The 26155-nt window shown below is 69.9% G+C and carries 21 protein-coding genes; 16 read left to right on the top strand and 5 right to left on the bottom strand.

Annotated features, from left to right (window positions below):
* Window position 1: 1 nt before the first annotated feature.
* From ABD663_RS03745 to ABD663_RS03735, 3 genes are all read left to right on the top strand, one after another.
* Window positions 2-646 (top strand): 3-oxoacid CoA-transferase subunit B, encoded by a 645-nt coding sequence (locus tag ABD663_RS03745; protein ID WP_344736517.1) that lies wholly within the window; start codon window positions 2-4, stop codon window positions 644-646.
* Entirely contained in the window at window positions 643-1827 is a 1185-nt protein-coding gene (locus tag ABD663_RS03740) for an acetyl-CoA C-acetyltransferase (protein WP_344736516.1), read from the top strand. The genes ABD663_RS03745 and ABD663_RS03740 overlap by 4 nt, the downstream gene beginning before the upstream one ends.
* 99 nt (window positions 1828-1926) lie before the next feature.
* On the top strand, window positions 1927-2370 hold the full coding sequence (locus ABD663_RS03735) for a GNAT family N-acetyltransferase (RefSeq protein WP_344736515.1): 444 nt from the start codon (window positions 1927-1929) through the stop codon (window positions 2368-2370).
* Between the two features lie 31 nt (window positions 2371-2401).
* Here ABD663_RS03735 and ABD663_RS03730 read toward each other — a convergent pair whose 3' ends face one another.
* On the bottom strand, window positions 2402-2662 hold the full coding sequence (locus ABD663_RS03730; RefSeq protein WP_344736513.1) for a cytochrome c-type biogenesis protein: 261 nt from the start codon (window positions 2660-2662) through the stop codon (window positions 2402-2404).
* 79 nt (window positions 2663-2741) lie between these two features.
* Here ABD663_RS03730 and ABD663_RS03725 point away from each other — a divergent pair, with 79 nt between their 5' ends.
* The 6 genes from ABD663_RS03725 to ilvC all read left to right on the top strand — a co-directional run bounded on the left by ABD663_RS03725 (window position 2742) and on the right by ilvC (window position 10122).
* Complete coding sequence (locus ABD663_RS03725) at window positions 2742-4169, top strand: alpha,alpha-trehalose-phosphate synthase (UDP-forming) (protein WP_344736511.1); 1428 nt, start codon at window positions 2742-2744, stop codon at window positions 4167-4169.
* Entirely contained in the window at window positions 4166-4942 is a 777-nt protein-coding gene (gene otsB / locus ABD663_RS03720; protein ID WP_344736510.1) for a trehalose-phosphatase, read from the top strand. The genes ABD663_RS03725 and otsB overlap by 4 nt, the downstream gene beginning before the upstream one ends.
* 9 nt (window positions 4943-4951) lie before the next feature.
* Window positions 4952-6658 (top strand): dihydroxy-acid dehydratase, encoded by a 1707-nt coding sequence (gene ilvD / locus ABD663_RS03715; protein ID WP_344736509.1) that lies wholly within the window; start codon window positions 4952-4954, stop codon window positions 6656-6658.
* 35 nt (window positions 6659-6693) lie between these two features.
* The gene (locus ABD663_RS03710; protein ID WP_344736508.1) at window positions 6694-8496 is read left to right on the top strand and encodes an acetolactate synthase large subunit; all 1803 of its coding nucleotides are present in this window, start codon (window positions 6694-6696) and stop codon (window positions 8494-8496) included.
* A gap of 1 nt (window position 8497) precedes the next feature.
* Window positions 8498-9007 carry an acetolactate synthase small subunit gene (gene ilvN / locus ABD663_RS03705; RefSeq protein WP_344736507.1) on the top strand — a complete coding sequence of 170 codons (510 nt, stop codon included), beginning with the start codon at window positions 8498-8500 and terminating at the stop codon, window positions 9005-9007.
* An 89-nt stretch (window positions 9008-9096) separates the two neighbouring features.
* A complete protein-coding gene (gene ilvC / locus ABD663_RS03700; protein ID WP_344736506.1) occupies window positions 9097-10122 on the top strand; it encodes a ketol-acid reductoisomerase in 1026 nt (341 codons plus the stop codon).
* A gap of 166 nt (window positions 10123-10288) precedes the next feature.
* Here the strand turns inward: ilvC and ABD663_RS03695 are convergent, their stop codons facing one another.
* From ABD663_RS03695 to ABD663_RS03685, 3 genes are read right to left on the bottom strand one after another with little or no spacing between them, the layout of a single operon-like run.
* On the bottom strand, window positions 10289-13630 hold the full coding sequence (locus tag ABD663_RS03695; protein ID WP_344736505.1) for an AfsR/SARP family transcriptional regulator: 3342 nt from the start codon (window positions 13628-13630) through the stop codon (window positions 10289-10291).
* 43 nt (window positions 13631-13673) lie between these two features.
* Complete coding sequence (locus ABD663_RS03690; protein WP_344736504.1) at window positions 13674-14186, bottom strand: hypothetical protein; 513 nt, start codon at window positions 14184-14186, stop codon at window positions 13674-13676.
* Between the two features lie 58 nt (window positions 14187-14244).
* The gene (locus ABD663_RS03685; protein WP_344736502.1) at window positions 14245-18456 is read right to left on the bottom strand and encodes an nSTAND1 domain-containing NTPase; all 4212 of its coding nucleotides are present in this window, start codon (window positions 18454-18456) and stop codon (window positions 14245-14247) included.
* Window positions 18457-18600: 144 nt separating this feature from the next.
* Between ABD663_RS03685 and ABD663_RS03680 the strand changes: the two genes are divergently transcribed.
* The 4 genes from ABD663_RS03680 (at window position 18601) to serA (ending at window position 21706) form a co-directional block, all read left to right on the top strand.
* A complete protein-coding gene (locus ABD663_RS03680; protein ID WP_344736501.1) occupies window positions 18601-18993 on the top strand; it encodes a hypothetical protein in 393 nt (130 codons plus the stop codon).
* Window positions 18994-19059: 66 nt separating this feature from the next.
* The gene (locus ABD663_RS03675; protein WP_344736500.1) at window positions 19060-19605 is read left to right on the top strand and encodes a DNA polymerase III subunit gamma/tau; all 546 of its coding nucleotides are present in this window, start codon (window positions 19060-19062) and stop codon (window positions 19603-19605) included.
* Window positions 19602-19970, top strand: coding sequence for a bacitracin resistance protein (locus tag ABD663_RS03670; protein WP_344736499.1), 369 nt, complete (start codon window positions 19602-19604; stop codon window positions 19968-19970). The genes ABD663_RS03675 and ABD663_RS03670 overlap by 4 nt, the downstream gene beginning before the upstream one ends.
* Before the next feature lie 131 nt (window positions 19971-20101).
* A complete protein-coding gene (serA, locus tag ABD663_RS03665; RefSeq protein ID WP_344736498.1) occupies window positions 20102-21706 on the top strand; it encodes a phosphoglycerate dehydrogenase in 1605 nt (534 codons plus the stop codon).
* Between the two features lie 9 nt (window positions 21707-21715).
* On the opposite strand, the gene ABD663_RS03660 is transcribed toward serA, so the two are convergent.
* Complete coding sequence (locus tag ABD663_RS03660) at window positions 21716-22261, bottom strand: TetR/AcrR family transcriptional regulator (RefSeq protein WP_344736497.1); 546 nt, start codon at window positions 22259-22261, stop codon at window positions 21716-21718.
* Window positions 22262-22337: 76 nt separating this feature from the next.
* Between ABD663_RS03660 and ABD663_RS03655 the strand changes: the two genes are divergently transcribed.
* From ABD663_RS03655 to ABD663_RS03645, 3 genes are read left to right on the top strand one after another with little or no spacing between them, the layout of a single operon-like run.
* Window positions 22338-23885, top strand: a complete 1548-nt coding sequence (locus tag ABD663_RS03655; protein WP_344736495.1) for an MFS transporter — start codon at window positions 22338-22340, stop codon at window positions 23883-23885.
* A 27-nt stretch (window positions 23886-23912) separates the two neighbouring features.
* The gene (locus tag ABD663_RS03650; protein ID WP_344736494.1) at window positions 23913-24965 is read left to right on the top strand and encodes a 3-isopropylmalate dehydrogenase; all 1053 of its coding nucleotides are present in this window, start codon (window positions 23913-23915) and stop codon (window positions 24963-24965) included.
* 48 nt (window positions 24966-25013) lie between these two features.
* On the top strand, window positions 25014-26126 hold the full coding sequence (locus tag ABD663_RS03645) for a branched-chain amino acid aminotransferase (protein ID WP_344736493.1): 1113 nt from the start codon (window positions 25014-25016) through the stop codon (window positions 26124-26126).
* Window positions 26127-26155: the final 29 nt, after the last annotated feature.

Genomic DNA, 26155 nt, shown 5'->3' with positions numbered 1-26155 from the left:
CATGGCGCTCAGCCGCAACGAGATGGCCGCCCGCGCCGCGCGAGAGCTCGCCGACGGCTCGTACGTGAACCTCGGCATCGGGCTGCCGACCCTCGTCCCGAACCATGTGCCCGCCGACGTCACCGTCGTCCTCCAGTCCGAGAACGGCATCCTCGGGGTGGGACCGTACCCGACGGAGGACAACGTCGATCCCGATCTCATCAACGCAGGCAAGGAGACGGTCACGACCCTCGCGGGCGCGGCGTTCTTCGACTCGGCGACGAGCTTCGGCATGATCCGCGGCGGCAAGATCGACGCCGCGATCCTCGGTGCGATGCAGGTGTCGGTCACGGGCGATCTGGCGAACTGGATGATCCCCGGAAAGATGGTCAAGGGCCCGGGCGGGGCGATGGACCTCGTCCACGGCGCCGGAAAGGTCATCGTGCTCATGGAGCACGTCGCGCGCGACGGATCGCCGAAGATCGTCGACCAGTGCAGCCTTCCGCTGACCGGCCGCGGCGTCGTCGACCGCATCATCACCGATCTCGCGGTCATCGATGTGACCGACGACGGACTCGTTCTCGTCGAGGTCGCGCCCGGCGTGACCGTCGACGAGGTCGTGGCGGCGACCCAGCCGCCCTTGGACACAGGGAGAATCGGAGTATGAACCACGACGACGTCGTCATCGTCGCTGCCGCGCGGACACCGCAGGGGCGACTGAAGGGCCAGCTTGCGCCGCTCACGGCCGTGCAGCTGGGCAGCGCCGCGATCCGCGGCGCACTCGAGCGCGGCGGCATCCCGCCGGAGGCCGTCGACCAGGTGATCGTCGGCCAGGTGCTGCCCGCCGGTTCGGGTCAGAACCCGGCCCGTCAGGCGGCCGTCGGTGCGGGCATCCCGTGGGACGTGCCGTCGTCGTCGGTGAACAAGGTGTGTCTCTCGGGTCTGACCGCCGTCATCGACGCCGCGCGCATGATCGCCCTCGGCGATGCGACCGTCGTCGTCGCCGCAGGCATGGAATCGATGACACGCGCGCCGCACCTGCTGATGGGATCGCGTGACGGCTGGGCGTACGGCTCGGTCGAGGTGCTCGACCACATGGCCCACGACGGGCTCACGGATGCGTACGACCGCGAGAGCATGGGCGCGTCGACCGAGCGCCACAACGAGCGCCTCGAGATCACACGCGAAGATCAGGACACCGTCGCCGCGAACTCGCACCAGCGCGCCGCGGCCGCGCAGGCCGAGGGCGTCTTCGACGCCGAGATCGTCTCCGTCGAGATCCCGCAGCGCAAGGGCGACCCCGTCGTCGTCTCCGCCGACGAGGGCGTGCGGCCGGCGACCACCGTCGAGACACTCGCCGGCCTGCGCCCCGCGTTCGCGCAGGGCGGGTCGATCACGGCGGGCAACTCGTCGCAGATCTCGGACGGCGCATCCGCTGTCGTGCTGACGAGCCGCGCACACGCCGACGAGCAGGGATGGGAGGTCCTGGCCGTCGTCGGGGCCTCCGGACAGGTCGCCGGGCCCGACAACTCGCTGCACGCGCAGCCCGCGCGCGCCATCGAGAAGGCCGTCGCCAAGCAGGGCATCGCCGTGGCGGATCTCGACCTCGTCGAGATCAACGAGGCCTTCGGAGCGGTCGTGGCGCGGTCGCGGCGCGAGCTCGGTCTGTCGGACGACATCGTGAACCCCCACGGCGGCGGCATCGCCATCGGCCACCCGATCGGAGCATCCGGCAACCGCCTGGTCGTGCACGCGGTGCACGAGCTGGTCCGACGCGGCGGCGGCACGGCCGCGGTCGCCCTGTGCGGCGGAGGCGGCCAGGGCGACGCGCTGATCCTCACCCGCTGACGCCCCCTCGTCGAGCGGACGAGTATGCACGCGACACGCCGGTGCAGCCGGGCATACTCGTCCGCTCGAGGGGGAACGCTGCTGGGATAGCGTCGGGGCATGGCCACCATCAGCCCTGTCACCGCCGACGACCGCGAAGAGTGGATGCCGCTGTGGCGCGGCTATCTCGAGTTCTACGAGACCGTCATCCCCGACGCCGTCACCGACCGCACGTTCGCGCGCATCGTCGCCGACGACAGCATCCATGGCGCCCTGGCACGAGATGCCGACGGTCGCGCGATCGGGCTGGTGCACTGGCTCTTCCACCCGGCGACGTGGAGCATCGGGCCCTACTGCTACCTCGAGGACCTGTTCGTCGCACCGCGGGCGCGTCGCAGCGGCGTCGGCGAGGCGCTGATCGCGCACGTGCGTGCCCGCGCGGTCGTGCGGGGCGCCTCGAAGGTGTACTGGCTCACCCACCACGACAACGCCACGGCGCGCGCGCTGTACGACCGCGTCGCGACCAACAGCGGGTCACGCCACTACGAGATCAGCCTGGACTGACCGTCGCGCTCGAGACGAGCGCGGTTGCGGCTCAACGGTTGCGGCGGATGCGCGCCTTGAGCAGCTTCTGCTCCTGACCCGAGACGGGGGAGTCGGGGTCGACGGTCTCGCCGCGCGAGGCGCGGCGCACGTCGACGATCGCGCCGATCGCGAGGGTGAGCGAGATGCCCCAGCTCAGCCACGCCAGCGCCGTGCGCCACGTGAAGGGCGAGTCCTCGCGCAGTCCCCGCAACAGGGTGATCCCGCCGGTGATCGCGGTGATGATGCCGGTGCCGAAGAGGTACTTGCGCATGCGCCCACGCTACCCGTCCGGCCACGGACCGGCATCCCGTCGCTGTTAGCCTGGGATCCCGACCGGCGGAAGGACCCCCGTGACGCAGGCTGAATTCGTCGTCGTGGCCAATCGGCTCCCCGTGGACCGCGTGCCCGGCGGCGGTGAAGACGATTGGCGCCGTTCACCCGGCGGGCTCGTCACCGCACTCGAGCCGGTCATGCGACGCGCCGATGGGGCGTGGGTCGGCTGGGTCGGTCAAGCCGATCACCACGTCGAGCCCTTCGATTTCGACGGCACCCATCTCGTCCCGGTCGCCCTCAGTTCTGAAGAGGTCGAGCTGTACTACGAGGGCATGTCGAACGACACGTTCTGGCCGCTGTACCACGACGTGATCTCGGCCCCGCAGTACCACCGCGAGTGGTGGGACGCCTACGTGAAGGTCAACCGCCGATTTGCCGAGGCCGCCGCCGACACCGCGGCTGAAGGCGCCACCGTCTGGGTGCAGGATTACCAGCTCCAGCTCGTGCCGCGGCTGCTGCGCGAGCGGCGCCCCGACCTGACGATCGGCTACTTCCACCACATTCCGTTCCCCGCATACGGCCTGTATTCGCAGCTGCCGTGGCGCCGACAGGTCATCGAGGGACTGCTCGGCGCCGACGTGATCGGCTTCCAGAGGGTCGCGGATGCCGGCAACTTCGCCCGTGCGGTGCGGCGCGTGCTGCACTACACGACCAAGGGCTCGGGCATCCACATCCCCGAGGACGACGGCTCGACGCGTGTCGCGGTGGCGCGGGCCTTCCCCATCTCGATCGACAGCGAGGCCTACGTCGAGATGGCCCGCCGCGAGGACATCCAGGCGCGCGCCGCCGAGATCCGCGAAGGGCTCGGCAACCCGCGCACGATCCTGCTGGGGGTCGACCGTCTCGACTACACCAAGGGCATCCGGCATCGGCTCAAGGCCTTCGGCGAACTGCTGGCCGGCGGCGAGGTCGACGTGGCCGATGTGACGCTCGTGCAGGTCGCCAGTCCGAGCCGCGAGCGCGTCGGGGCGTACATGCAGCTGCGCGACGAGATCGAGCTCACCGTGGCCCGCATCGCCGGAGACTACGACACTCTCGACCACACCGCCGTGCGCTACCTGCACCACTCCTACCCGCGCGAGGAGATGGTCGCGCTCTTCCTCGCCGCCGACGTCATGCTGGTGACGGCGCTGCGAGACGGTATGAATCTCGTCGCGAAAGAGTACGTCGCGACCCGCACCGACAACCGCGGGGTGCTCGTGCTGAGCGAGTTCGCGGGGGCCGCGGACGAACTGTCGAGCGCGGTGATGGTCAACCCGCACGACATCGACGGCCTCAAGGAGGCGATCGTCCGGGCCATCGAGATGTCGCCGGCCGAGCAGAGTCGCCGCATGCGGTCGCTGCGCCGCAAGGTGCTCGACAACGACGTCGGCCGGTGGTCGCGGTCGTTCCTCGACGCGCTCGTCGAGGCCCGCAGGGTCAAGGACGGGAAGGACGCCGCATGAGCGATGCCGACCTCACGCGCCTCGTCGGGGCGGGCCGGCTCCTGGTTGCGCTCGACTTCGACGGAACGCTCGCTCCGCTGCAGGACGAGCCGATGAAGGCGCGGATGCTGCCGGTCGCGCGCGAGGCGGTCGACGCGCTCGTCGCGACCCCCGACACCGTGGTCGCCCTCGTCTCGGGACGGTCTCTCGATGACCTGCGGGTGATCGCCGAACACGATGACGACTCGCCGCTGCGGCTGGCCGGCTCGCACGGCGCCGAGCTCTGGCTGCCCGGGTCCGGGCTCGTTCCCGCCGACGACGACCCCGCAGACATCGCGCTGCGCGACGATCTGCGCGAGCGCGCCGAGGCCGTCACCGCGCACCTCGACGGCGTGTGGATCGAGCCCAAGCGCTACGGCTTCGCCGTGCATACGCGCTTGGCGGACGCCGAGACGGGCGAGCGCGGCCGTGACGCCGTCGATGCCATCGTGCGTGCGAACGCGCCCCACTGGCGCCGGCGCACCGGGCACAACATCGCCGAGTACGCCTTCCGGCACGAGGGCAAGGATGCCGCGGTCGCGGCGCTGCGCGAGCGCGAGGGCGCCGATGCGGCCCTGTTCGCCGGCGACGACGTGACCGACGAGGACGCGCTGCGCAGTCTCGGCGACGGCGATCTCGGCGTGCGGGTGGGGGAGGGGGCGACGGCCGCGTCGGTGCGCGTCGCCGACATCCCGGCGATGGCGGCCCTGCTGTCCCGCCTCGCGGCCGAACGCGCCGCCGCCCGGCGGGAATAGACTTCGAGGATGCCCCACTCCGAACCGACGATCGACATCAAGCCGCGCAGTCGCGTGGTCACCGACGGCATCGAAGCCACGACCTCGCGCGGCATGCTCCGCGGCGTCGGGATGGGCGACGAGGACTGGGACAAGCCGCAGATCGGTATCGCGTCCAGCTGGAACGAGATCACCCCCTGCAACCTGAGCCTCGACCGCCTCGCCCAGGGCGCGAAGGAGGGCGTGCATTCCGGTGGCGGCTATCCGCTGCAGTTCGGCACGATCTCGGTGTCCGACGGCATCTCGATGGGTCATGAGGGCATGCACTTCTCGCTGGTCAGCCGCGAGGTGATCGCCGACTCGGTCGAAACCGTGGTGATGGCCGAGCGGCTCGACGGCACCGTGCTGCTGGCGGGCTGCGACAAGTCGATCCCGGGGATGCTGATGGCATCGGCGCGCCTCGACCTGTCGAGCGTGTTCCTCTATGCCGGATCGATCGCGCCCGGCTGGGTGAAGCTCAGCGACGGCACCGAGAAGGAGATCACGATCATCGACTCCTTCGAGGGAGTCGGCGCGTGTCTGGCGGGCCGCATGACCGAGGCCGACCTCAAGCGCATCGAGTGCTCGTTCGCACCGGGTGAGGGCGCCTGCGGCGGCATGTACACCGCCAACACCATGGCCTCCGTCGCCGAAGCCCTCGGCCTCAGCCTCCCCGGCTCGGCGGCCCCGCCTTCGGCGGACCGTCGGCGCGACTACTACGCGCGCCGTTCGGGCGAGGCCGTCGTCGAGCTGCTGCGTCAGGGCATCACGACACGCGACATCCTCACCAAAGAGGCGTTCGAGAACGCGATCGCGCTGGCGATGGCCCTCGGCGGCTCGACGAACGTCGTGCTGCACCTGCTGGCGATCGCGCGCGAGGCCGACATCGAGCTGACCCTCCACGACTTCAACCGCATCGGCGACAAGGTGCCGCACGTGGCCGACATGAAGCCGTTCGGCAAGTACGTCATGAACGACGTCGACCGACATGGCGGCATCCCGGTCGTCATGAAGGCCATGCTCGACGAGGGCCTGCTCCACGGCGACGCCCTCACAGTGACGGGCAAGACGCTCGCCGAGAACCTCGCCGACCTCGACCCCGACCCGGTCGACGGCGATGTCATCCACCGCTTCGACGACCCGATCCACGCCACCGGCGGTCTGACGATCCTGCACGGATCGCTCGCCCCCGATGGGGCGGTCGTGAAGACGGCGGGCTTCGACGCCGCGGTCTTCGAGGGTCCCGCGCGCGTCTTCGAGCGCGAGCGCGCCGCCATGGACGCGCTCGAGGCGGGCGAGATCTCGGCCGGCGACGTCGTCGTGATCCGCTACGAGGGCCCCAAGGGCGGACCGGGCATGCGCGAGATGCTCGCCATCACCGCCGCCATCAAGGGCGCAGGGCTCGGAAAAGATGTACTACTCTTGACGGACGGCAGATTCTCAGGCGGCACAACCGGCCTGTGCATCGGCCACATAGCACCCGAAGCGGTGGACGCAGGTCCGATCGCCTTCGTGCGCGATGGTGATCTGATACGGGTCGATATCGCGGCTCGCTCTCTCGACCTACTCGTCGACGAAGCGGAGCTGACCTCCCGCCGTTCCGGCTGGGAGCCCCTTCCCCCGCGCTATACCCGTGGCGTCCTTGCCAAGTACTCCCGCCTGGTGCGCTCTGCCGCCCAGGGCGCCGTGACGGGCTAGTCCGTCCGCACCGACAGATCGAGACTCGAATCACCATGCCTGCTGAATCGCTCCAGGCCGTTCCCCGGCCGCCCTCCCGCACCGCGTCCGCGCCCGTGCTCACGGGTGCGCAGGCGGTCGTCCGCTCACTCGAACTGCTCGGGGTGACCGACGTCTTCGGCCTCCCCGGGGGCGCGATCATGCCCGTCTACGATCCGCTGCTCGACGACAAGGCCGTCCGGCACTACCTCGTGCGCCACGAGCAGGGCGCCGGTCACGCCGCCGAAGGCTACGCGGCAGCCACCGGCCGCATCGGCGTCGCCATCGCGACCAGCGGCCCGGGCGCGACCAACCTCGTGACTGCGATCGCCGACGCCTACATGGACTCGGTGCCGCTGGTCTGCATCACAGGCCAGGTGTTCAGTCACCTCATGGGCACGGATGCCTTCCAGGAAGCCGACATCGTCGGCATCACGATGCCGATCACCAAGCACTCGTTCCTGGTCAAGCGCCCCGAGGACATCCCCGGTGCGATCGCCGCGGCGTTCGAGATCGCGGGAACAGGCCGCCCCGGCCCGGTGCTCGTCGACATCACCAAAGACGCCCAGCAGGCCGAGGCGCCGTTCGAGTGGCCGCCGAAGATCGACCTGCCGGGGTACCGACCGGTCACCAAGGCGCATGGGAAGCAGATCCAGGCCGCCGCGCAGATGCTCACCGAGGCGCGCAAGCCGGTGCTGTACGTCGGCGGCGGCGTCATCCGCTCGCGGGCGTCGGCCGAGCTCCTCTCGCTGGCCGAAACGACCGGAGCGCCGGTCGTGACCACCCTGATGGCCCGCGGTGCGTTCCCCGACTCGCACCGGCAGCACCTGGGCATGCCCGGAATGCACGGCACGGTCCCGGCCGTGCTGGCGCTGCAGGAGTCCGATCTCATCGTCGCGCTCGGCGCTCGGTTCGATGACCGCGTCACCGGCAAGGCCGAGCATTTCGCGCCGAACGCCAAGGTGGTCCATGTCGACATCGACCCCGCCGAGATCTCCAAGATCCGCATGGCCGACGTGCCGATCGTCGGCGACGTGCGAGACGTGCTCGTCGACCTCGAGGTCGCCTTCCGTGGCGCATCCGAGGCCGGCACGCCGGACACCGACGAATGGTGGGCGTATCTCGACGGACTGCGCGACGAGTTCCCGCTCGGGTACTCGTCCACCGACGACGGGCTGATCGCCCCGCAGTACGTCATCCAGCGCATCGGCGAACTGACCGGCCCCGAAGCGATCTACGCCGCGGGAGTCGGCCAGCACCAGATGTGGGCGGCGCAGTTCATCAAGTACGAGCGTCCCAACTCGTGGCTGAACTCCGGCGGCGCCGGCACCATGGGCTACGCGGTGCCCGCAGCGATGGGCGCCAAGGTCGCCGAGCCGGACCGTGTGGTGTGGGCGATCGACGGTGACGGATGCTTCCAGATGACCAACCAGGAACTCGCCACCTGCGTCATCAACAAGATCCCGATCAAGGTCGCGATCATCAACAACTCGTCGCTGGGCATGGTGCGTCAGTGGCAGGCGCTGTTCCTCGGCGGACGCTACTCGCACACCGACCTCAACACCGGTCACGGGACGATGCGCGTGCCCGACTTCGTCAAGCTCGCCGAGGCGTACGGCTGCCTCGGTCTGCGGGTCGAGAAGGAGGAGGACGTCGACGACGCGATCCGCACCGCGCTCGAGACGAACGACCGCCCCGTCGTCATCGACTTCGTGGTGAGCGCCGATGCGATGGTGTGGCCCATGGTGCCGCAGGGCGTGAGCAACAGCTACGTGCAGTACGCGCGCGACCACGCGCCGGCGTTCTCGGGGGAGGAGTGACATGTCGACGCACGTTCTGAGCCTGCTCGTCGAGGACAAGCCGGGGCTTCTCACCCGTGTCGCCGGGCTGTTCGCCCGTCGCGGGTTCAACATCAACTCGCTCGCCGTGGGGGTCACCGAGGTGCCGGGGCTCTCGCGCATCACCGTGGTCGTCGACGTCGATGCGCTCCCGCTCGAGCAGGTGACCAAGCAGCTGAACAAGCTCGTCAACGTCATCAAGATCGTCGAGCTCGACCCCGCGGCATCCGTGCAGCGCGAGCACATGCTGATCAAGGTGCGCGCCGACAACCAGACCCGCTCCAACGTGCTCGAGGTGGTGAACCTGTTCCGCGCCCAGATCGTCGACTACGCACCGGACGCACTCGTGGTCGAGGTCACCGGCGACAAGGGCAAGGTCGAGGCGTTCCTGCGCGCACTCGAGCCGTTCGGCGTGAAAGAGCTCGCCCAATCGGGTCTGCTCGCGATCGGCCGTGGGGGCAAGAGCATCACCGAGCGCGTGCTGCGGGGCTGACCGCGGATTTCGCTTCACGCTCCCCGGTCGTTGAGTGGACGAAGCGAGCAGAATCACAACGACCTTCATCGATCAAGGAGAAACACGAGATGGCAGAGATCTTCTACGACGCCGACGCCGACCTGGGCCTCATCCAGGAGAAGAAGGTGGCGATCGTCGGGTACGGCTCGCAGGGTCACGCGCACGCCCAGAACCTGCGCGACTCGGGCGTCGAGGTCGTCATCGCCCTCAAGGACGGGTCGAAGTCGACCCAGAAGGCACAGGAGGACGGCTTCGAGGTGAAGTCCGTCGCCGACGCCGCCGAGTGGGCCGACGTCATCATGATCCTCGCGCCCGACCAGCACCAGCGCGGCATCTATAACGACCACATCAAGGAGCACCTGGCCGCAGGCAAGACCCTCGCCTTCGCGCACGGGTTCAACATCCGATTCGGCTACATCCAGGCGCCCGAGGGGGTCGACGTGATCCTCGTCGCGCCGAAGGCGCCCGGGCACACGGTGCGACGCGAGTACGTCGCGGGTCGCGGCATCCCCGACATCATCGCCGTCGAGCAGGACGCCTCGGGCACCGCGTGGGACCTCGCCAAGTCGTACGCGAAGGCCATCGGCGGCACGCGCGCCGGCGTCATCAAGACCACCTTCACCGAAGAGACCGAGACCGACCTCTTCGGCGAGCAGACGGTGCTCTGCGGCGGTGTCTCTCAGCTGATCCAGTACGGCTTCGAGACGCTCACCGAGGCCGGCTACCAGCCCGAGATCGCCTACTTCGAGGTGCTGCACGAGCTGAAGCTCATCGTCGACCTCATGTGGGAGGGCGGCATCGCGAAGCAGCGTTGGAGCGTGTCGGACACCGCCGAGTACGGCGACTACGTGTCGGGCCCGCGCGTGATCGACCCGCACGTCAAGGAGAACATGCAGGGCGTGCTCGCCGAGATCCAGTCGGGTGCGTTCGCCGAGCGCTTCATCGGCGATCAGGACAACGGCGCCGTCGAGTTCATGGAGCTGCGTGAGAAGGCCGCGCAGCACCCGATCGAGGCGGTGGGCAAGGACCTGCGTTCGCTGTTCGCCTGGAAGCAGCAGGATTCCGACTACGTGGAAGGCAGCGCCGCGCGCTGACCGACGCACGAACCTCGGAGAAGCGCGCGAAACTCGGAGCCCGACGCTGCGGATGCTCCGAACTTCGCGACATTCTCCGAACCTGAGACCCTCGGCGATCCGCCGAGTACGGCTTGCAAGAGCCACGATGAGCCCGGTCCCTACAAGGGGCCGGGCTCGGTTCGTCTCAGGGCGTCGGCGCGGAGGCGACCGGACAGGTCGGGCGATATTCGTCGTCGGGGAAGTAGCGCGCCCACTCCTCGGGGGTGAACTGCCTCCCCGCGATCCCGCAGGCGACATCGCGCATGTCCGCCGCGGTCTGGACGGCGAATCCGCCTGCCGGGCGCCAGCGGTGCAGCAGGGCGGGCTCCGCGGTCAGCGTGACGAGTTCGGCGACCCCGGGCATCCAGGCGACCGTTCGGGCACCGGAGGGCAGAGAGGGCAGCACCCGGCGCAGAGGCTCGCCGGTGTCGAGGCTGTGCACCCACAGCCCGTCTGCCCGCGTGCACACGAACGTCGATTCGGGGAGCACGATGGGCGCGGAACAGCTGAGGTCGGAGCGTGCCCAGACAACGTCGCCGGACGGGACGGTGACGCGCGCGGCCCAGATCGGCGATAGGGCGAGCACGCCGTCGGCGCCGTCCGAACCGAGGTGTCCCGACGTCATCGAGACGTTGCGGCGGACCGGCAGGCCGATCTCGTCGATCAGGGCGAGCGTGCCGGGATCGTAGACGCGCAGGTGGTCGCGGGCGCCCACATACAACCGGTCGTCGATGAGGGTCAGGCGCTGCAGGTCGCGTTCGCCGCCGGCGGAGGCAGGATCCGCGCCGTGGTGGAGACGACCGGTACGCAGGTCGAGTCGCGCCGGCGTCGCCGCGTCTTGCAGCAGGAGGTACGCGGCCGTGCCGTCGGTGGACAGCACCGGGGTGTCGGCGACGGTTGTCGGGAGGTCGATCGGGTCCAGTCCGATCCCGCCCTCCCTCAGCGGAACCGCGGTGAGACTCGTGCAGCATCCGTCGTCGGTCGGCGCGGGCGCGGTCGCCGAGACGATGAGCGCGGTCGACCCGTCGTCGCTGACGGTCACGTCGCGAGCGGTCGCGCTCTGGGCGCCGAGTGGCGGCAGCGTCGCGTCGAGTTCGCGCACGACCTCGCCGGTGGTGAGGTCGACGAGCTGCAGCGCCGCCTTCACGCCTCCGCCCGCGCCGGTCGGCCGGTCGATCGCCACCAGAGCGGTGCGGGTGCGGGGGACGACGGCGGCGGCGACGCGGGAGTCGTCCGGGAAGTGGATGGTCCGGACCAGGCCGTCGGCCTGGTCGAGGACGCCTTGCAGCGCTGTGAAGGCGCGGGGGTCGTCGGACCAGCGCCGGTGGATCTCTGCGGCCAGCAAGGCCGCCGTCTCGCGGTCGGTCGTCGTGCTCAGCGCCGTGGTGGTCAGCGCCTCGACGCGGGCATCTTCGGCGGCCGCCTCGGCCTCGGTGCCGCGAACCACGGCGACGGCCGATGCGACGACGGTGGCGACGAGGAGGATCGCCGCACCGGCGAGCGTCACACGCAGTCGACGGTTGCTCGCGCGCTCGCGGAGCGCGTGCTCCTCCAGCTCGCGCAGTTCGTCGCGATGCGCCGCGACGGATGCCTCGATGTACTCCGATTCGGTGCTCGTCAGCTCGGGCGAGGCTCTCTCCCGCCACTCGCGAACCGCCTGCAGGCGCGCTCCGCGCAACAGGTCGTCGTCCTGCCGCCCCGTGGCGTCCCATCCGGTCGTCGCCCCTTCGATCTGCCGCAGCATCCGCGCGTCCTCGGCGTCGGCGGTGAGCCAGGCATCCAGCCGCGGCCAGGCCTCACCGACGGCTTCATGCGCGATGATCGCGGAGTCGCGGTCGATCGTCACGAGCCGCGCTGCCACGAGCGACTCGACGACCCTGCGGCGCATCGCGCCCGTCGTGAGGGCCTCCAACGGAACCCGCCGTCGCACGGTCGCCGCCTCGGGCGTCCGTTCGATCAGCCGCAACAGCAAGGAGTGGCAGACGTGCCGGCCCGGTTCGCTCAGCGCCAGATAGACCCGCTCGGCGGACTGCGCGATCGCACCCGCGATCCCACCCGACGCCTCGTACCCGGCGAGGGTCAGGGTGTTGCCGTCACGGCGCGCCCAGGTCGCCGCCAGCGCGTGCGACAGCGCCGGAAGGATGGCGCTGCGCGTGCCCGCGTCGCGCAGGATCACCTCGGTCAGGCCCGTCTCGAGGGCGAGCCCGACGGCCTCGGCGGGGCCGGTGATGGCGCGGCGCAGGCGATCTGCATCCATCGGGGAGAGGGCATAGACGATCTGACCGATCTGCGTCCCCAGCTCGGGGAGGGCGGTCGCGCGGTCGAGGAAGTCGGAGCGGAGGGTGAGGAGCAGTGTCCCGCCACGATCGATCCAGGGCCTGAGGTGCGCTGCGAGGTCGCGCACGTCGTCGGCGGACGACGTCAGCAGCTCTTCGGCCTGATCGATGGCGACGACCGATGCGTCCTCTGCGATGGCGGTGCGCAGCTCGGCGATGCCGGCGGCGTCCGGGGTGACGACGGCGACCCGTCGTCCCTGGTCGCGCAGCCGCGGAACGACACCGGCCCGCAGTACCGACGACTTGCCCGAGCCGCTCGGTCCGACGATGGTCACGATCGTGCCCGGTCGCGCCCGTTCGAGCAGGGACTGGACGTCTCGGTCGCGCCCGAAGAACAGTGCGGCGTCGTCGGCGTCGTATGGCGCCAGGCCCCGGTAGGGACACACGGCGTCGTCGTCGATCGAACCCGGGGCGGCATGCACCGCGGGCTCCAGCGACGGATCCTGACGCAGGATGTCGATCTCGAGGTCGTGCAGTTCCCGCCCGACGTCGATCCCCAGCTCCTCGACGAATCGGGCGCGTGCCGCACGCACGACGGCGATCGCCTCTGCTTGGCGTCCGGCGCGGTAGTTCGCGAGGGCGAGCGACGACCACCGGTGCTCGCGCAGCGGCGCGGCGCGCACCATCCGCTCGGCATCGGGTATCACGGTCGCGTCTTCGCCGAGCCGGAGCCGGGCGTCGAGGAGCTCCTCCTCGACATCGGCATGGATCTCGCGCAGCCGGATCGCCTCCGCCTGCGCCGGGGCCCAGTCCGGCACATCGAGGTAGGGGTCGCCGCGCCACATCTCGAGCGCACGCCGATAGGCGACCGCGGCGCGATCGTGGGCGCCCTCCAGCGCGTGCCGGCGCGCCTGCGACACCTCCTGCTCGAACCGCACCGCGTCGACGGCCTCGTCGGGGACACCCAGCCGGTAGCCGGTGCCGATCGTTCGCACGACGTCGGGGCCGAGCCGCGAGCGGATCTTCGCGATCGCGTTCTGGATCTGCTGCGTCCACGTCTGCGGTGGGCGGTCGCCCCAACACGCGTCGGCCAGCTCGTCTCTCGACACGGTGCGCTGCCTTCGCACGACGAGCGCCGAGAGGATCGTCCGCTCTCTCGGGCTCAGGCCCGGTCCGTCGGTTTCGAGGGGACCGAGCACGCACACGGTCATGCTGGCAGTGTCCGCCGGGTCGTCCGACGCGTCAACCCGGCTGTCACCGCTCGACGACGGTGATGCCCACCATCGCCGGCGGCGTCGGGCCGGGCTGCATCTGCACTTGGATCATGTAGCGCTCGTCGAGGAAGACCCAGTACTCGCCGTCGTCGGGGGTGGTGCCGTCCGCCTCCGCGGCGACGATCTCACCGATCGACGCCACGATTCGCTCGGCCTCCGCCTCGGCGTTCTCGGTCTCGAAGATCATGTCCCAGACGCCGTCTCCCGCCACTGAGAACACGAGGTCGCCCTCGGGGAGCGGGATCTCGGCGGGAAAGTCCTCGGCGACGCCGTCGATCTCCTCGACGTTTTCGCCGTCGTCTCCGAACGCCTCGTCCCACACGTCCTCCCACGTGACCGTTGTTGTGCCGGTGACCTCTTCGGCCGCGGACGGGCCGGGCGGATCGTCACCCGCGCTCGATGATGTGCATCCCGCGAACAGGAGCGCCCCAGCGAGAGCCACTCCGACACCGTGCAGGCGCCGCGTGCGGTGGTTGCTGACTGTTGTGAACATGGTCGACGTCCTTCCCGTCATCTGTGGTGAGAGGTTGCCGCCGGGCGCTATCCGTTCACTACCCGTCGCCACACGTGGATGCAAAGGGGTCGTCACCGAAGTAGGTGCGCCACTCCAGCCCGGTGAAGTCCCGCCCGACCATTGCGCACGCCGCGTCACGCAGGTCGGCCAGCTCGAGCGACCACACCAGGACTCCCTCCGACGACATCGTCGCCATTGCGGCTCCGTCGCCACGCAGGAATCCGGCGGGCCAGAGGTTGCGGGAATCGAGCGGCGTGGCGATCTCGTCGCCGAGCCGGCGGGAGTCGCGCGTGTCGTACAGGGCGACGCGCTGATCCTCCGTGACGATCAGGAGCGTATTGCCGTCGTTACTCGCGCTCATGTGCGCCGGGGAGGTTCCCGACCTCGACAGTGCTCGGCTGTCGGTGAGCATCGAGTTCGAATGCGTGAGCCGGGACGCGTTCGCGCTGATCACCGACCCGTCGGGCATGCCGACGGACCGGGTGTCCAACTCCAGTCCTCGCGCGAGTTCGGCCCCCGTCGTCAGGTCGTACACCGAGGTGACCGGAAGCTGTGCGTCCAGGTCCCACCACGTGACCACGACGTGATCTTCGCCGAGGTCGCTCACGCTGGCTCGATCCGTGAGCCCGTTGTACGGCGTGACGATCGTCGCTCCGCTCGGTGAGCCGGTCGCGGGATCGAAGGGAACGAGGCGGTCGGAGAACACGACGAAGGCGTGGCCCCCGGGGCCACCCGACTCCAGCCAGAACTCCGGCGTGTCGATGTCGAGCGCGAGTGGATGGCGCTCGCCGGTTCGCACATCCTCGAATTCGAGCCCGTCTGCTCCGAGCCGCGCGACGATCGAGTCCGTCATCCATCGGATGATCGCGGAGGGCTCGCCCGTCGGGCGATCCGCGACGACATCCCACAGCAGCTGAGCGCCCTCTTCGGAGGGCCCCTCTCGCGGTATCCCGGCTGTCTCACGCACGTCGGGGGTGCCCACGACCACCAGCCGCCCTGCGTCGCCGAACCCGTCGGCCAGGGCGTGGCCGGATGCGACCGCGTCCGCGATGGCGGGCATGCCGTCGATCCGCCAGAGCTGGACAGCGGCGGGTTCGCGTGACGTGAACGTGACGAAGTCGAGGCCTCCGTCGAGAACGTCGATCGTTCGGTTGACATCCGAGCGCGTGTCGAACACGGTGTCGGTGCGCGCGCCCGTCTCGAGGTCATGGGCCCACACCGCGCCGACCGCAGTGACGCACAGCAAGCGGGAATCGGTCACGGCACCGTCGACGCAGCGGATCTCTCCACGGCTGCGCTGCCACACCACCTCACCGGAGGGAAGGCTCACCCGCACGGCTCCGTCGGCCCCTGCCGCGATCAGTCCCCCCGTCATATCGGGGAGCAGCAACGTGTCACTGAGGCTGGGGCCGCCGAGCGGGATCGTGTCCGTGTGGGCGAGGGTCGCCGCGTCGTACACGCGGATGCCGTCGTCCGCGCTCGCGTAGAGTCGGTCGCCCAGCAGCGCGATGCCGTTGAACCGCGGCGGAACGTCGGCGAAGTCCTCGGGGTCGTGCTCGACGCGATGGCGCACCTCCCCGGTGTCGAGGTCGATCCACGACGGTTCGCCGGTGATGAAGTGAAGGAAGTATGCTTTCGACCCGTCAGGGCTGAGCGCCGGCTTTTGCCCTGTCCGCGAATCGACCGTGACGGTGTCGAACTTGCTGGTGCCGAGCTCCAGATCGATGGCGTTCATGTGGTTCATGCAGCACTGGAACCCGGGACGGAGGACACCGGACTGGATGAACGCGGTCGACCCGTCGGCGCTGACCCGCACATCGCGTTCGATGCTGAAATCCAGTCGCGGCAGCTCGACATCGAACTCACGCACGGTCTCGCCGGAGTCGACATCGACCAGGCCGACGAACGTCGTCGGGTCGCCGTCGGCATCCGGCCGATCGTCGGCGACGACGAAGACGGTGCGCGTGCCGGGAATCGCGGCGCCGTTCGCGGTGGACTCTTCGCCGAACACGACCCGTCGCGTCAGTCCGCCCGCCTCGGTGAGCGATCCGAGAAGTGCGGATCGGGCGCGGGAGTCATCCGGCCAGCGACGGTAGAGCTCAACCGCGAGGAGCGCGGCGACGTCGCGGTCGCTGTCGCGGATGGCCAGCGACGTCGCCGCCAGCGCCTCGACCTTCGCATCCTCGCCGGCGCGCACGGCTTCTCCGCCCCGCACGACGGCAAGGCCTCCTGATACCAACGCGACCACGAGGAGGCCCGCAGCACCGCCGAGGGCGAAGCGAAGGCGCCGGTTGCTGGTGCGTTCCCGCGCCGAACGCTGCTCAAGCTCGCGCAACTCGTCCGCGTGCCGCGCGCGGGAGGCGGCGATGAACGCATTCTCGGTCTCGGTCAGATCGGGGGTGCTGGCCTCCAGCCACTCCTCGGTCGCCTGCAGACGCGCTCCGCGCATCAGGTCTTCGTCGTCTCGACCGGCGGTCTCCCACGCGACAGAGGCCGACTCCACCGAGCGCAGGATGCGCGCGTTCTCGGCATCGGTGCTCAGCCAGTGGTCGAGCCGCGGCCATGCCCTGCCGACGGCTTCGTGGGCGATCACGGCATTGTCCTGATCGAGAGTCACGAGTCGTGCGGCGACCAAGCGCTCGACGACCGCGCGTCGTGTCGGATCTTCCGTGAGCGTCGCGATCGGAACCCGACGACGCACGGTGCCCCCTGTCGGTGTCCGCTCCGCGAATCGCATCATGAGCGACCGGCACACGTCGGCCTCGCCCGGGGTGAGGCGGCTGAACACGCTCTCAGCCGATTGCGCGATGCCACCCGCGATCCCCCCGGACGCCTCGTAGCTCGAGACGGTGAGCGTGTGACCCTCGCGGCGCTGCCATGTCGCCTCGAGAGCGTGAGAGAGTGCGGGAAGGATGCCGGTCGGGTCACCGGCGTCTCGCAGGATCAGCTCCATCAGTCCGGATTCCAGTTCGAGCCCTGATTCGGCGGCCGGTCGTGCGATGACGTCGCGCAGACCCAGCTCGTCGAGCGGTGAGAGCGCGTACAGGCCGCGACCGATCGCCGAGCCGATGCTCGGAAGCCCTGTGGCGCGGTCCAGGAAGTCCGACCGCAGCGTCAGGACCAGGCATCCGCCGGCATCCACCCACTGTGAGAGCTCGCGCAGGTCGGCCCCGCGCTCGCCCGATCGTGCGATGAACAGCTCCTCGGCCTGATCCACGACCAGCACCGAGGCACCCGAGGCACTCGTCGAGTCGATGCGGCCGTCGGCGTCTGGCGTCATCACGTGGACGTCGTGGCCGTTCTCCTGCAGCCGAGGGATCAGGCCGGCCCGCACAAGTGATGACTTGCCCGACCCGCTCGGGCCGACGACCGTGACGACCGAGCGGCGTCGACAGCGATCCGTGAGCTGCGCGACGTCGGCTTCGCGGCCGAAGTACAGCGCGGAGTCTCGAGCGTCATACGCCTGCAGCCCTCGATAGGGGCAGGGCGACTCACCGGCATCGACCGAGGAAGTTGCGGCATCAGGCGTGAGCAGGGGGTCGTGACGCAGCATGGCCGCTTCGAGCTCGCGCAAGCGAGGGCCGGGGTCCACGCCGAGTTCGTCCGCGAGGCGAGCGCGCGCCGCACGGAGGACCGCCAAGCCATCTGCTTGGCGCTGGGCCTGGTAGTTCGCGAGGCCGAGGGTCGCCCACCGGTTCTCTCGCAGAGGTTCCTCCCGCACCAACCGCTCCGCCTCAGGTATGACGGCGACGGCTTCACCGGTGCGCAGTCGTGCGTCGAGCAGCTCCTCTTCGGCGCTCGCTCGCAACTCCTCGAGGCGTCGAACCTCGGTCGCGGCCGGAGGCCACGATGTCAGATCGGCGAGCGGTGCTCCGCGCCACAGCGATAGGGCTCGTCGATAGGCTGCGGCCGAGCGGTCCGGGGAGCCCTCAAGGGAGAGTCGACGCGCGTCGGTCACGAGCCCCTCGAACTCCACGGCATCGATCCGCTCCGAGGCGATGCCGAGCATGTAGTCGGCGTGGACGGTGCGAATCGCCTGCGGGCCGAGCTTCGCCCGAATGCGCGCGACGGCGTTGCGTAACTGTTGCGGCCACGTCGCCGGTGGCGTCTCGCCCCAGCAGGCATCGGCGAGCTCGGAGGGTGACACCGCCGTTCCGCGGCGGACGATGAGAGCGGACAGAACAGTCCGTTCACGCGGGCTGAGTTCGGGACCCCCGGCGTCCAGCGGCCCCAGTATGCGGATCGCCATGACTCCAGGTTGTCCCGCCGACGGAAACGGGTCAACGACGAGCCCTTCGGCGGATATCGAGCGGATATCAGCGGATGCAGGCGCGATATCGCCGACTGCGAGCGTGAAACCGCGTCGGCATAGAGCCGGCAGGAAGAAGTCATCATGAATATCAAGAACATCGACGCGCTGCACCGTCGGACACGCTGGGCGGTCGCGATCTCACTCGCCGTCGGCATCGTCGGAGGCGCTGCCGCGTGCGCGTCGAGCACAGACACCCCGATCGACACGTCCGGCGTCGAGCAGTCGAATGGAGACGCGGGGGAGCGATCCGAGTCCGTGCCGCCGATCACCTCGGCAGACCTGATCGAGCAGGAAAGACAGCGTCTATCGGACCTAGCCGAGCGCATCGCGCGATTCGAGTGTGCCGCCGGTTCGCCGGTCGGGCTCACAGCGGATCGTCTGGCGCGCGACGCGTCCACCGGCGCGGTCGTGGACGTCCCCGTCGGTCCTCCAGCCGACCGCCTGGAGCGCGAGGTCGAGGTCGCGCCGGACTGACGCGCGGGAGTTCGCCTGGGCGCGCGCCCTCGCACTGACGTGCTGACCGGCGGCTACGCTGGACAGGTGACCACGCCCCGCGACGACGACGCCCTCTCCTGGGATGGCGACGACGATCCGACCCTCGAGGTCGGCGGTGCGTCTGACGAGCTTGACACCGCTGCGGATGCATCCACCACGGATGCCTCCGCCACGGCGTTGCCGGAGGGCTACACCGCCGTCGGCAGGGGCGCCGACTCGCTGGCGCCCGGCGAGGACGAGCCGGTCACCGGGCCCGAGGCATCCGATGACCGGTCCTCGCCCCACGCGCGCGCGCCGATGGGCAACGCGGCGCTGATCGCGACCGGCGTGATCGGCGGCGTCTACGCGCTGTGGACGATCGGCTGGATCATCGGCGGCCTTCGCCTGCAGGGGTGGCGGCCGTTCCTCGTGACCGACGCGATGTACCAGGGCAGTCTGTGGCTGGCGATCCTCGCGCCCGCGCTGTGGTTCGGCACGACCTTCCTGCTCACGCGCCGGTCGAAGCCGTGGGTGCGGTTCGCGTGGCTCGCCGCCGGGCTGATCCTGCTCGTGCCGTGGCCGTTCGCCGCGATCGGGACGGTAGGCCAATGAGCGCGCCGTCGATGGATGCCACGCCGCCGCGCCGCGCAGGAGCCCCCACGTGGCTCATCGCCACGATCGGCGCACTCGTCGGCCTGTTCTACGCGTACGCCGTCTGGAACGCGATCGGCAACCTGATCGAGTCTGTCGCCTTCTTCGGCGAGAACGGACTGGCGCTCAACGGTCTGGGGTGGTTCGTCTGGATCTTCGCCGCGGTGTTCCCGCTGCTCGTGTGGGGCGGGGCGTTCGCGCTCGGATACCGCCGCCCCGCGCACGAGCTTCTGCTGATCATGATCACGGGTCTCGCGCTCGTCGCGGTGTTCTGGCTCAATGTGGTCGCCTTCACGACACTCAACACGAGTTCGATGGTCGGCTGACCGCGCGCGTCATCGGTTCGAGGTCGACCGCGCCCCCGCGCTAGGCTGGCTCACGGCCCGCCCCCGATGGTGAGCGGCGCGGCATCCCGCACGTCTTGCGCCTCGACGCGCTCCGCCCCGAAGGATCCACCGTGACGAAGCCCGTCGTCCTCATCGCCGAACAGCTCTCTCCCGCTACGATCGATGCGCTCGGTCCCGACTTCGACGTGCGCAGCGTCGACGGCACCGATCGCCCCGCGCTACTGGCCGCTCTCGCCGACGCGAACGCGGTGCTCATCCGCTCGGCCACCCGCATCGACGCCGAGGCGATCGCGGCCGCTCCTGTGCTGAAGGTCGTCGCGCGCGCGGGGGTCGGTCTCGACAACGTCGACATCAAGGCCGCGACCGCAGCCGGCGTCATGGTCGTCAACGCGCCGACCTCGAACATCATCTCGGCCGCTGAGCTGACCGTCGGCCACATCCTGAGCCTCGCCCGCCACATCCCGGCCGCGCACGCATCTCTGGCCGCGGGGGAGTGGAAGCGCAGCGCGTACACCGGCACCGAACTCTTCGAGAAGACCGTCGGCATCGTCGGTCTCGGTCGCATCGGCGGCCTCATCGCCGACCGGCTGCGCGCCTTCGGTGTGCGCGTGGTCGGCTTCGACCCCTATGTGACCCCGGCGCGCGCCCAGCAGCTGCAGGTCGAGCTGCTCTCGCTCGACGACGTGCTGCGCCAGAGCGACTTCGTCAGCGTCCACATGCCGAAGACGCCCGAGACGACGGGGATGATCGGCGCCGAGCAGTTCGCCATCATGAAGCCCACCGCGTACGTGGTGAATGTGGCCCGCGGTGGGCTCATCGACGAGGCCGCCCTGCACGAGGCGCTCACGGCGGGCACGATCGCCGGCGCCGCGCTCGATGTGTTCACCAGCGAGCCCCCGGCCGACGGCGGCACCGCGCACGCTCTGCTGTCGCTGCCGAACGTCGTCGTCACTCCGCACCTCGGAGCATCCACCGACGAAGCGCAGGAGAAGGCGGGCGTCTCGGTCGCCAAGTCGGTCAAGCTCGCCCTCGAGGGCGACCTGGTGCCGGATGCCGTCAACGTCGCGGGCGGCGTGATCGACCCGTTCGTGCGTCCCGGCATCGCATTGGTCGAGAAGCTCGGTCAGTTCTTCACGGGCCTCGCGCACAGCGCGGTGACCAGCCTCGACATCGAGGTGCGCGGCGAGCTGGCGGCGTACGACGTCAGCGTGTATCGCCTGGCGGCGCTCAAGGGCATCTTCACCAACATCGTCAGCGAGAACGTCTCGTACGTGAACGCGCCGCTGTTCGCCGAGCAGCGCGGCATCGAGACGCGCCTCATCGTCGAGAGCGAGAGCCCGCAGTACCGCAACATCACGGTGCTGCGCGGCACGCTCTCCGACGGCACGGTGCTCACCGTGTCGGGCACGCTCGCCGGCACACGCATGGTGCCCAAGGTCGTCGGCGTCAACGACTACGAGATCGAGGTGTCGTTGGAGCGGTACCACCTCGTGATGCGCTACGCCGACCGCCCCGGGATCGTGGCGATCTACGGCCAGAAGCTCGGCGACGCGGGTATCAACATCGAGGGACTCCAGGTCGCGCATCCAGACGCCAGCGGCCGCGCACTGTCGGTGCTGACCGTCGACTCGCGCGTGCCGGACGAGCTGGTGGCCGAGATGCGGGAGGCCGTCACCGCCGACCTGTTCGCGCAGATCGAGATCACCGAGCCCTGAGCCGAGGCGTCAGCCTTTCGCCGACCGTTCGACAAGCGCGATGAGGCGGTCCATCTCGGCGCCGGTCGGCACGGGACCGGAGACCCCGCTGCCGGCCAGGGCGCTGTTGTAGTAGAGGCCGTCGCTGACGAGCATCACCAGGTCGTGTTCCACCGGTCCGCCGACGTGCGGGCGGATCGCCTCGCTCCACCGGTCGCGCACGACGCGCAACGCCGCGCTCGCCGAGGCGTTCCCCGCCTGCGCGAGGCGCGAGACGGCCACGAGCGCGCGGTCGAGGGGATCGTTCGCCATCGCGGATGAGCGCAGGAAGTAGGCGACGGGTCCTTCCGGTGACGACTCGATCGCGGCGATGTCCTCGTCGACGAGCGCGGTCAGCCGGTCGATCAAGCCGGACTCCAGCGCCTCCTTCGAGCCGAAGTGGTAGAGCAGGCCGCCTTTGGACACTCCTGCCGCCTTGGCTGTGGCATCCATCGTCGCCGACCGCTCGCCGTGCTCGACCAAGAGCGCCTCGAACGCGTCGAGCACGCCCTCGCGGGCGTGGGGAGGTCGGCTCATGGGTCGATCGTAGCCGTCGAGGTGCGAGGGAATGCGCGGGCGGGCCATGTTACTATACCGGCTGGACGGTATAGAAATGATGACTCTCACACAGGAACTCCGGATCGCCGACGAGCAGGGCTCGCGGGTCGGCTGGCGCGGCTGGGCGGCCCTGGTCGTGCTCATGCTGCCCGTGCTGCTCGTCTCGGTCGACAACACGGTGCTGAGCTTCGCGCTCCCGCAGATCGCGCTCGACCTCGGGCCGTCGGGCACCGAGCAGCTGTGGATCATCGACGCGTACCCGCTCGTCCTCGCGAGCCTGCTGGTCACGATGGGCACCCTCGGCGACCGTTTCGGCCGGCGACGGATGCTGCTCATCGGCGCCACCGGCTTCGCGGCCGTGTCCGCCGCGGCAGCCTTCGCGCCGAGCGCGGAGTGGCTCATCGGCGCCCGCGCGGCGATGGGCGTGTTCGGCGCGATGCTCATGCCGTCGACCCTGTCGCTGCTGCGCAGCATCTTCACCGACCGCGACCAGCGGCGTCTGGCGATCGCGATCTGGGCGTCGATGTTCTCGGCCGGGGCCGCGCTGGGGCCCATCGTCGGCGGCATCCTGCTCGCACACTTCGCGTGGGGGTCGGTGTTCCTCATGGCCGTGCCCGTGCTGCTGCCGCTGCTCGTGCTGGCACCGCTGCTGGTGCCCGAGAGCCGCGACCCCTCACCGGGTCGCATCGACCCGGTCAGCATCGGCCTGTCGCTGGGTGCGCTGGTGCCGATCGTCTACGGCATCAAGGAGGGGGCCGTCCACGGCTTCGGCCTGCCGATTCTCGTGCTGTTCGCGGCCGGGCTCGCCTTCGGTGCGCTGTTCGTCCGTCGCCAGCTGCGCATGTCGACCCCCATGCTCGACATGCGCCTGTTCCGGCGCCGCACCTTCTCGGGTGCTCTGCTGGTCAACCTGTTCAGTGTGATCGCGCTGGTCGGCTTCCTGTTCTTCGTGGCGCAGCATCTGCAGCTCATCGTCGGGCTGTCGCCGATCGAGGCCGGGTTCGCCCTCGTGCCCGGGTTGGCGGCGATGATCCTCGCAGGGCTGGCCGTCGTGCCCCTGTCCAAGCGCTTCCCGCCGCGTCTGCTGGTGCCCGCAGGGCTGATCCTGTCGATCGCGGGATACGTCACGGTGGCGGTCGCCGCCGGCGCCGACAGCACCGGTGCCATCATCGTCGCGTTCGTCGCGCTGGGTGTCGGCATCGGCATGGCCGAGACCGTGTCGAACGAGCTCATCCTCTCGAGCGCGCCGCCGGACAAGGCGGGCGCCGCCAGCGCGGTGTCCGAGACGGCATACGAGTTGGGCGCGGTGCTGGGCACCGCCGTCCTCGGCGGAATGCTCACGGCTCTGTACCGGTCGGGCCTCGCCATTCCCGCCGATGTGCCGACGGCCGCCGCCGACGCGGCCCGCGAGACCCTCGCCGGAGCCGCGCACGCGGCCGACGTCCTCGGTGGCGAGACGGGCGCCGCGCTGCGCGACGCGGCGGCTCATGCGTTCGACTCCGGCATGACGGCCACCGCACTCATCGGTGCGGCGCTCGTCGCGATCGCGGGCGTCATCGCGGCCACTACTCTGGGAGGACGCAGCGCGCCGGCAGAACGCTGATCCGGCGCATCCCGACCAAGGAGTGCAATGTCGCGTGTCGTGAAGCTGGCCCTCATCCCCGGCGATGGGATCGGACCCGAAGTCGTCGCCGAGGCCGAGAGTGCGCTGGATGCCGCGACGGCGGAATCCGACATCCGCTTCGACAAGACGACCTTCTCGCTCGGCGCGGCCCGCTACCTCGAGACCGGCGACACGCTCACCGACGACGACCTCGCGGCGATCACCGGTCACGACGCGATCCTTCTCGGCGCCGTGGGCGGTGTGCCCGGGGATCCGCGCCTGAAAGACGCGAACATCGAGCGCGGGCTGCTGCTGCGCCTGCGCTTCGAGCTCGACCACTACGTGAACCTGCGACCGTCGAAGCTCTACCCCGGCGCATCCGGTCCACTCGCCGACCCGGGCGAGATCGACTTCGTCGTCGTGCGCGAGGGCACCGAAGGACCGTACGTCGGCAACGGCGGGTCGGTCCGCCGCGGCACGCCGCACGAGGTCGCCAACGAGACGTCGGTCAACACCGCCTTCGGTGTCGAGCGGGTCGTGCGCTACGCGTTCGCGCTCGCCGAGCGGCGCTCGAAGAGGCTGACACTCGTGCACAAGACGAACGTCCTGGTCCACTCCGGCGGCCTGTGGAAGCGGATCGTGGATGCGGTGGCATCCGAGCACCCCGACGTCGCCGTAGACTACCTGCACGTCGATGCGGCCACGATCTTCCTGGTCGCCAACCCCGGCCGCTTCGACGTGATCGTCACCGACAACCTGTTCGGCGACATCCTCACGGACCTGGCCGGCGCCGTCACCGGTGGCATCGGCCTCGCCGCTTCGGGCAACATCAACCCCGACGGCACGTTCCCCTCGATGTTCGAGCCCGTGCACGGTTCGGCGCCCGACATCGCAGGTCAGCAGAAGGCCGATCCCACGGCCGCGATCCTCTCGGTCGCCCTGCTGCTCGATCATCTCGGGCTGCGGGACGAAGCCGCACGTGTCACGAGCGCGGTCGAAGCCGACGTCGCGGCGCGAGGGAGCGAGCCCCGAACCACCGCGCAGATCGGCGACGCCATCCGCGCCCGGCTCCAGGCGTAGTCTTGGGGTCAGGCTCAGCGCCGCCGCCCGACACAGCCAGGATGTGACATGACCCTCATCGGCACCGACCCCGACACCGGACTCGCCCCGCTCGAGTTCAGCGTCTCCCGCAATCTCAACGGCGCATCGCCGGCCCGACGAGCCGAGATCCTCGCCAACCCCGGATTCGGCACGAACTTCACCGACCATATGGTCGACATCTGCTGGTCCGTCGGCGGCGGATGGCACCGTCCGCGTGTGCAGCCGTACGGCCCGCTCTCGCTCGACCCTGCTGCCGCCGTGCTGCACTACGGGCAGGAGATCTTCGAGGGCATCAAGGCGTACCGCCACGCCGACGGATCGATCCACACCTTCCGTCCCGATCAGAACGGTCGCCGGCTGCAGCGATCCGCGCGTCGACTCGCCCTCCCCGAACTGCCGGTGACGTACTTCATCCAGTCACTGCGCGAGCTGATCGCCGTCGACGGCGACTGGGTCCCCTCAGGCGAAGACCAGAGCCTGTACCTGCGCCCGTTCATGTTCGCCAAGGAGGCGTTCCTGGGCGTCCGCCCGGCGCACAAGGTCGGGTACTACGTGATCGCTTCGCCTGCGGGTGCGTACTTCAAGGGCGGCGTGCAGCCGGTGTCGATCTGGCTGAGCGAGGACTATGCGCGCGCCGGCAAGGGCGGCACGGGTGCGGCCAAGACCGGTGGCAACTATGCCGCGAGCCTGCTGCCGCAGTCCGAGGCGTACGAGAACGAGTGCGACCAGGTCGTCTTCCTCGACCAGGACCGCAACGTCGAGGAGCTCGGCGGCATGAACGTCGTGTTCGTCCACAAGGACGGCACGCTGGTGACTCCTGAATCGCCGTCGATCCTCGAGGGCATCACGCGCGACTCGATCCTGCAGCTCGCGCGCGACCGCGGCCACAAGGTCGAGGGCCGCGCGGTCTCGTTGACCGAGTGGCGCGAAGGCGTGGCGTCCGGCGACATCGTCGAGGTGTTCGCGTGCGGCACTGCCGCGGTCGTGACGCCGATCGGGATGCTGAAGGGCACCGACTTCATCGACGAGCAGCCCACCGGCTCGCTGGCTCTCGAGCTGCGTCAGGAGCTGACCGACATCCAGTACGGGCGCGCCGAGGACAAGCACAACTGGCTCGTCCGCCTGGACGCGACAGGCTGATTCCTGCCATATCCGTCCCGTGCAGGGCG

Origin of the sequence: Microbacterium awajiense, assembly GCF_039536545.1 — a bacterium.
Lineage (GTDB): Bacteria > Actinomycetota > Actinomycetes > Actinomycetales > Microbacteriaceae > Microbacterium > Microbacterium awajiense.
This window is presented reverse-complemented; position numbering and strand designations above follow the sequence as displayed.

Excerpts from the sequence above, each read along its gene's own strand:
- ABD663_RS03745 (WP_344736517.1), top strand. The coding sequence starts at position 2 with ATGGCGCTCAGCCGCAACGAGATGGCCGCCCGCGCCGCGCGAGAGCTC.
- ABD663_RS03740 (WP_344736516.1), top strand. The coding sequence starts at position 643 with ATGAACCACGACGACGTCGTCATCGTCGCTGCCGCGCGGACACCGCAG.
- ABD663_RS03735 (WP_344736515.1), top strand. The coding sequence starts at position 1,927 with ATGGCCACCATCAGCCCTGTCACCGCCGACGACCGCGAAGAGTGGATG.
- ABD663_RS03730 (WP_344736513.1), bottom strand. The coding sequence starts at position 2,662 with ATGCGCAAGTACCTCTTCGGCACCGGCATCATCACCGCGATCACCGGC.
- otsB (WP_344736510.1), top strand. The coding sequence starts at position 4,166 with ATGAGCGATGCCGACCTCACGCGCCTCGTCGGGGCGGGCCGGCTCCTG.
- ilvD (WP_344736509.1), top strand. The coding sequence starts at position 4,952 with ATGCCCCACTCCGAACCGACGATCGACATCAAGCCGCGCAGTCGCGTG.
- ABD663_RS03710 (WP_344736508.1), top strand. The coding sequence starts at position 6,694 with ATGCCTGCTGAATCGCTCCAGGCCGTTCCCCGGCCGCCCTCCCGCACC.
- ilvN (WP_344736507.1), top strand. The coding sequence starts at position 8,498 with ATGTCGACGCACGTTCTGAGCCTGCTCGTCGAGGACAAGCCGGGGCTT.
- ilvC (WP_344736506.1), top strand. The coding sequence starts at position 9,097 with ATGGCAGAGATCTTCTACGACGCCGACGCCGACCTGGGCCTCATCCAG.
- ABD663_RS03695 (WP_344736505.1), bottom strand. The coding sequence starts at position 13,630 with ATGACCGTGTGCGTGCTCGGTCCCCTCGAAACCGACGGACCGGGCCTG.
- ABD663_RS03690 (WP_344736504.1), bottom strand. The coding sequence starts at position 14,186 with ATGTTCACAACAGTCAGCAACCACCGCACGCGGCGCCTGCACGGTGTC.
- ABD663_RS03685 (WP_344736502.1), bottom strand. The coding sequence starts at position 18,456 with ATGGCGATCCGCATACTGGGGCCGCTGGACGCCGGGGGTCCCGAACTC.
- ABD663_RS03680 (WP_344736501.1), top strand. The coding sequence starts at position 18,601 with ATGAATATCAAGAACATCGACGCGCTGCACCGTCGGACACGCTGGGCG.
- ABD663_RS03670 (WP_344736499.1), top strand. The coding sequence starts at position 19,602 with ATGAGCGCGCCGTCGATGGATGCCACGCCGCCGCGCCGCGCAGGAGCC.
- ABD663_RS03660 (WP_344736497.1), bottom strand. The coding sequence starts at position 22,261 with ATGAGCCGACCTCCCCACGCCCGCGAGGGCGTGCTCGACGCGTTCGAG.
- ABD663_RS03655 (WP_344736495.1), top strand. The coding sequence starts at position 22,338 with ATGATGACTCTCACACAGGAACTCCGGATCGCCGACGAGCAGGGCTCG.
- ABD663_RS03650 (WP_344736494.1), top strand. The coding sequence starts at position 23,913 with ATGTCGCGTGTCGTGAAGCTGGCCCTCATCCCCGGCGATGGGATCGGA.
- ABD663_RS03645 (WP_344736493.1), top strand. The coding sequence starts at position 25,014 with ATGACCCTCATCGGCACCGACCCCGACACCGGACTCGCCCCGCTCGAG.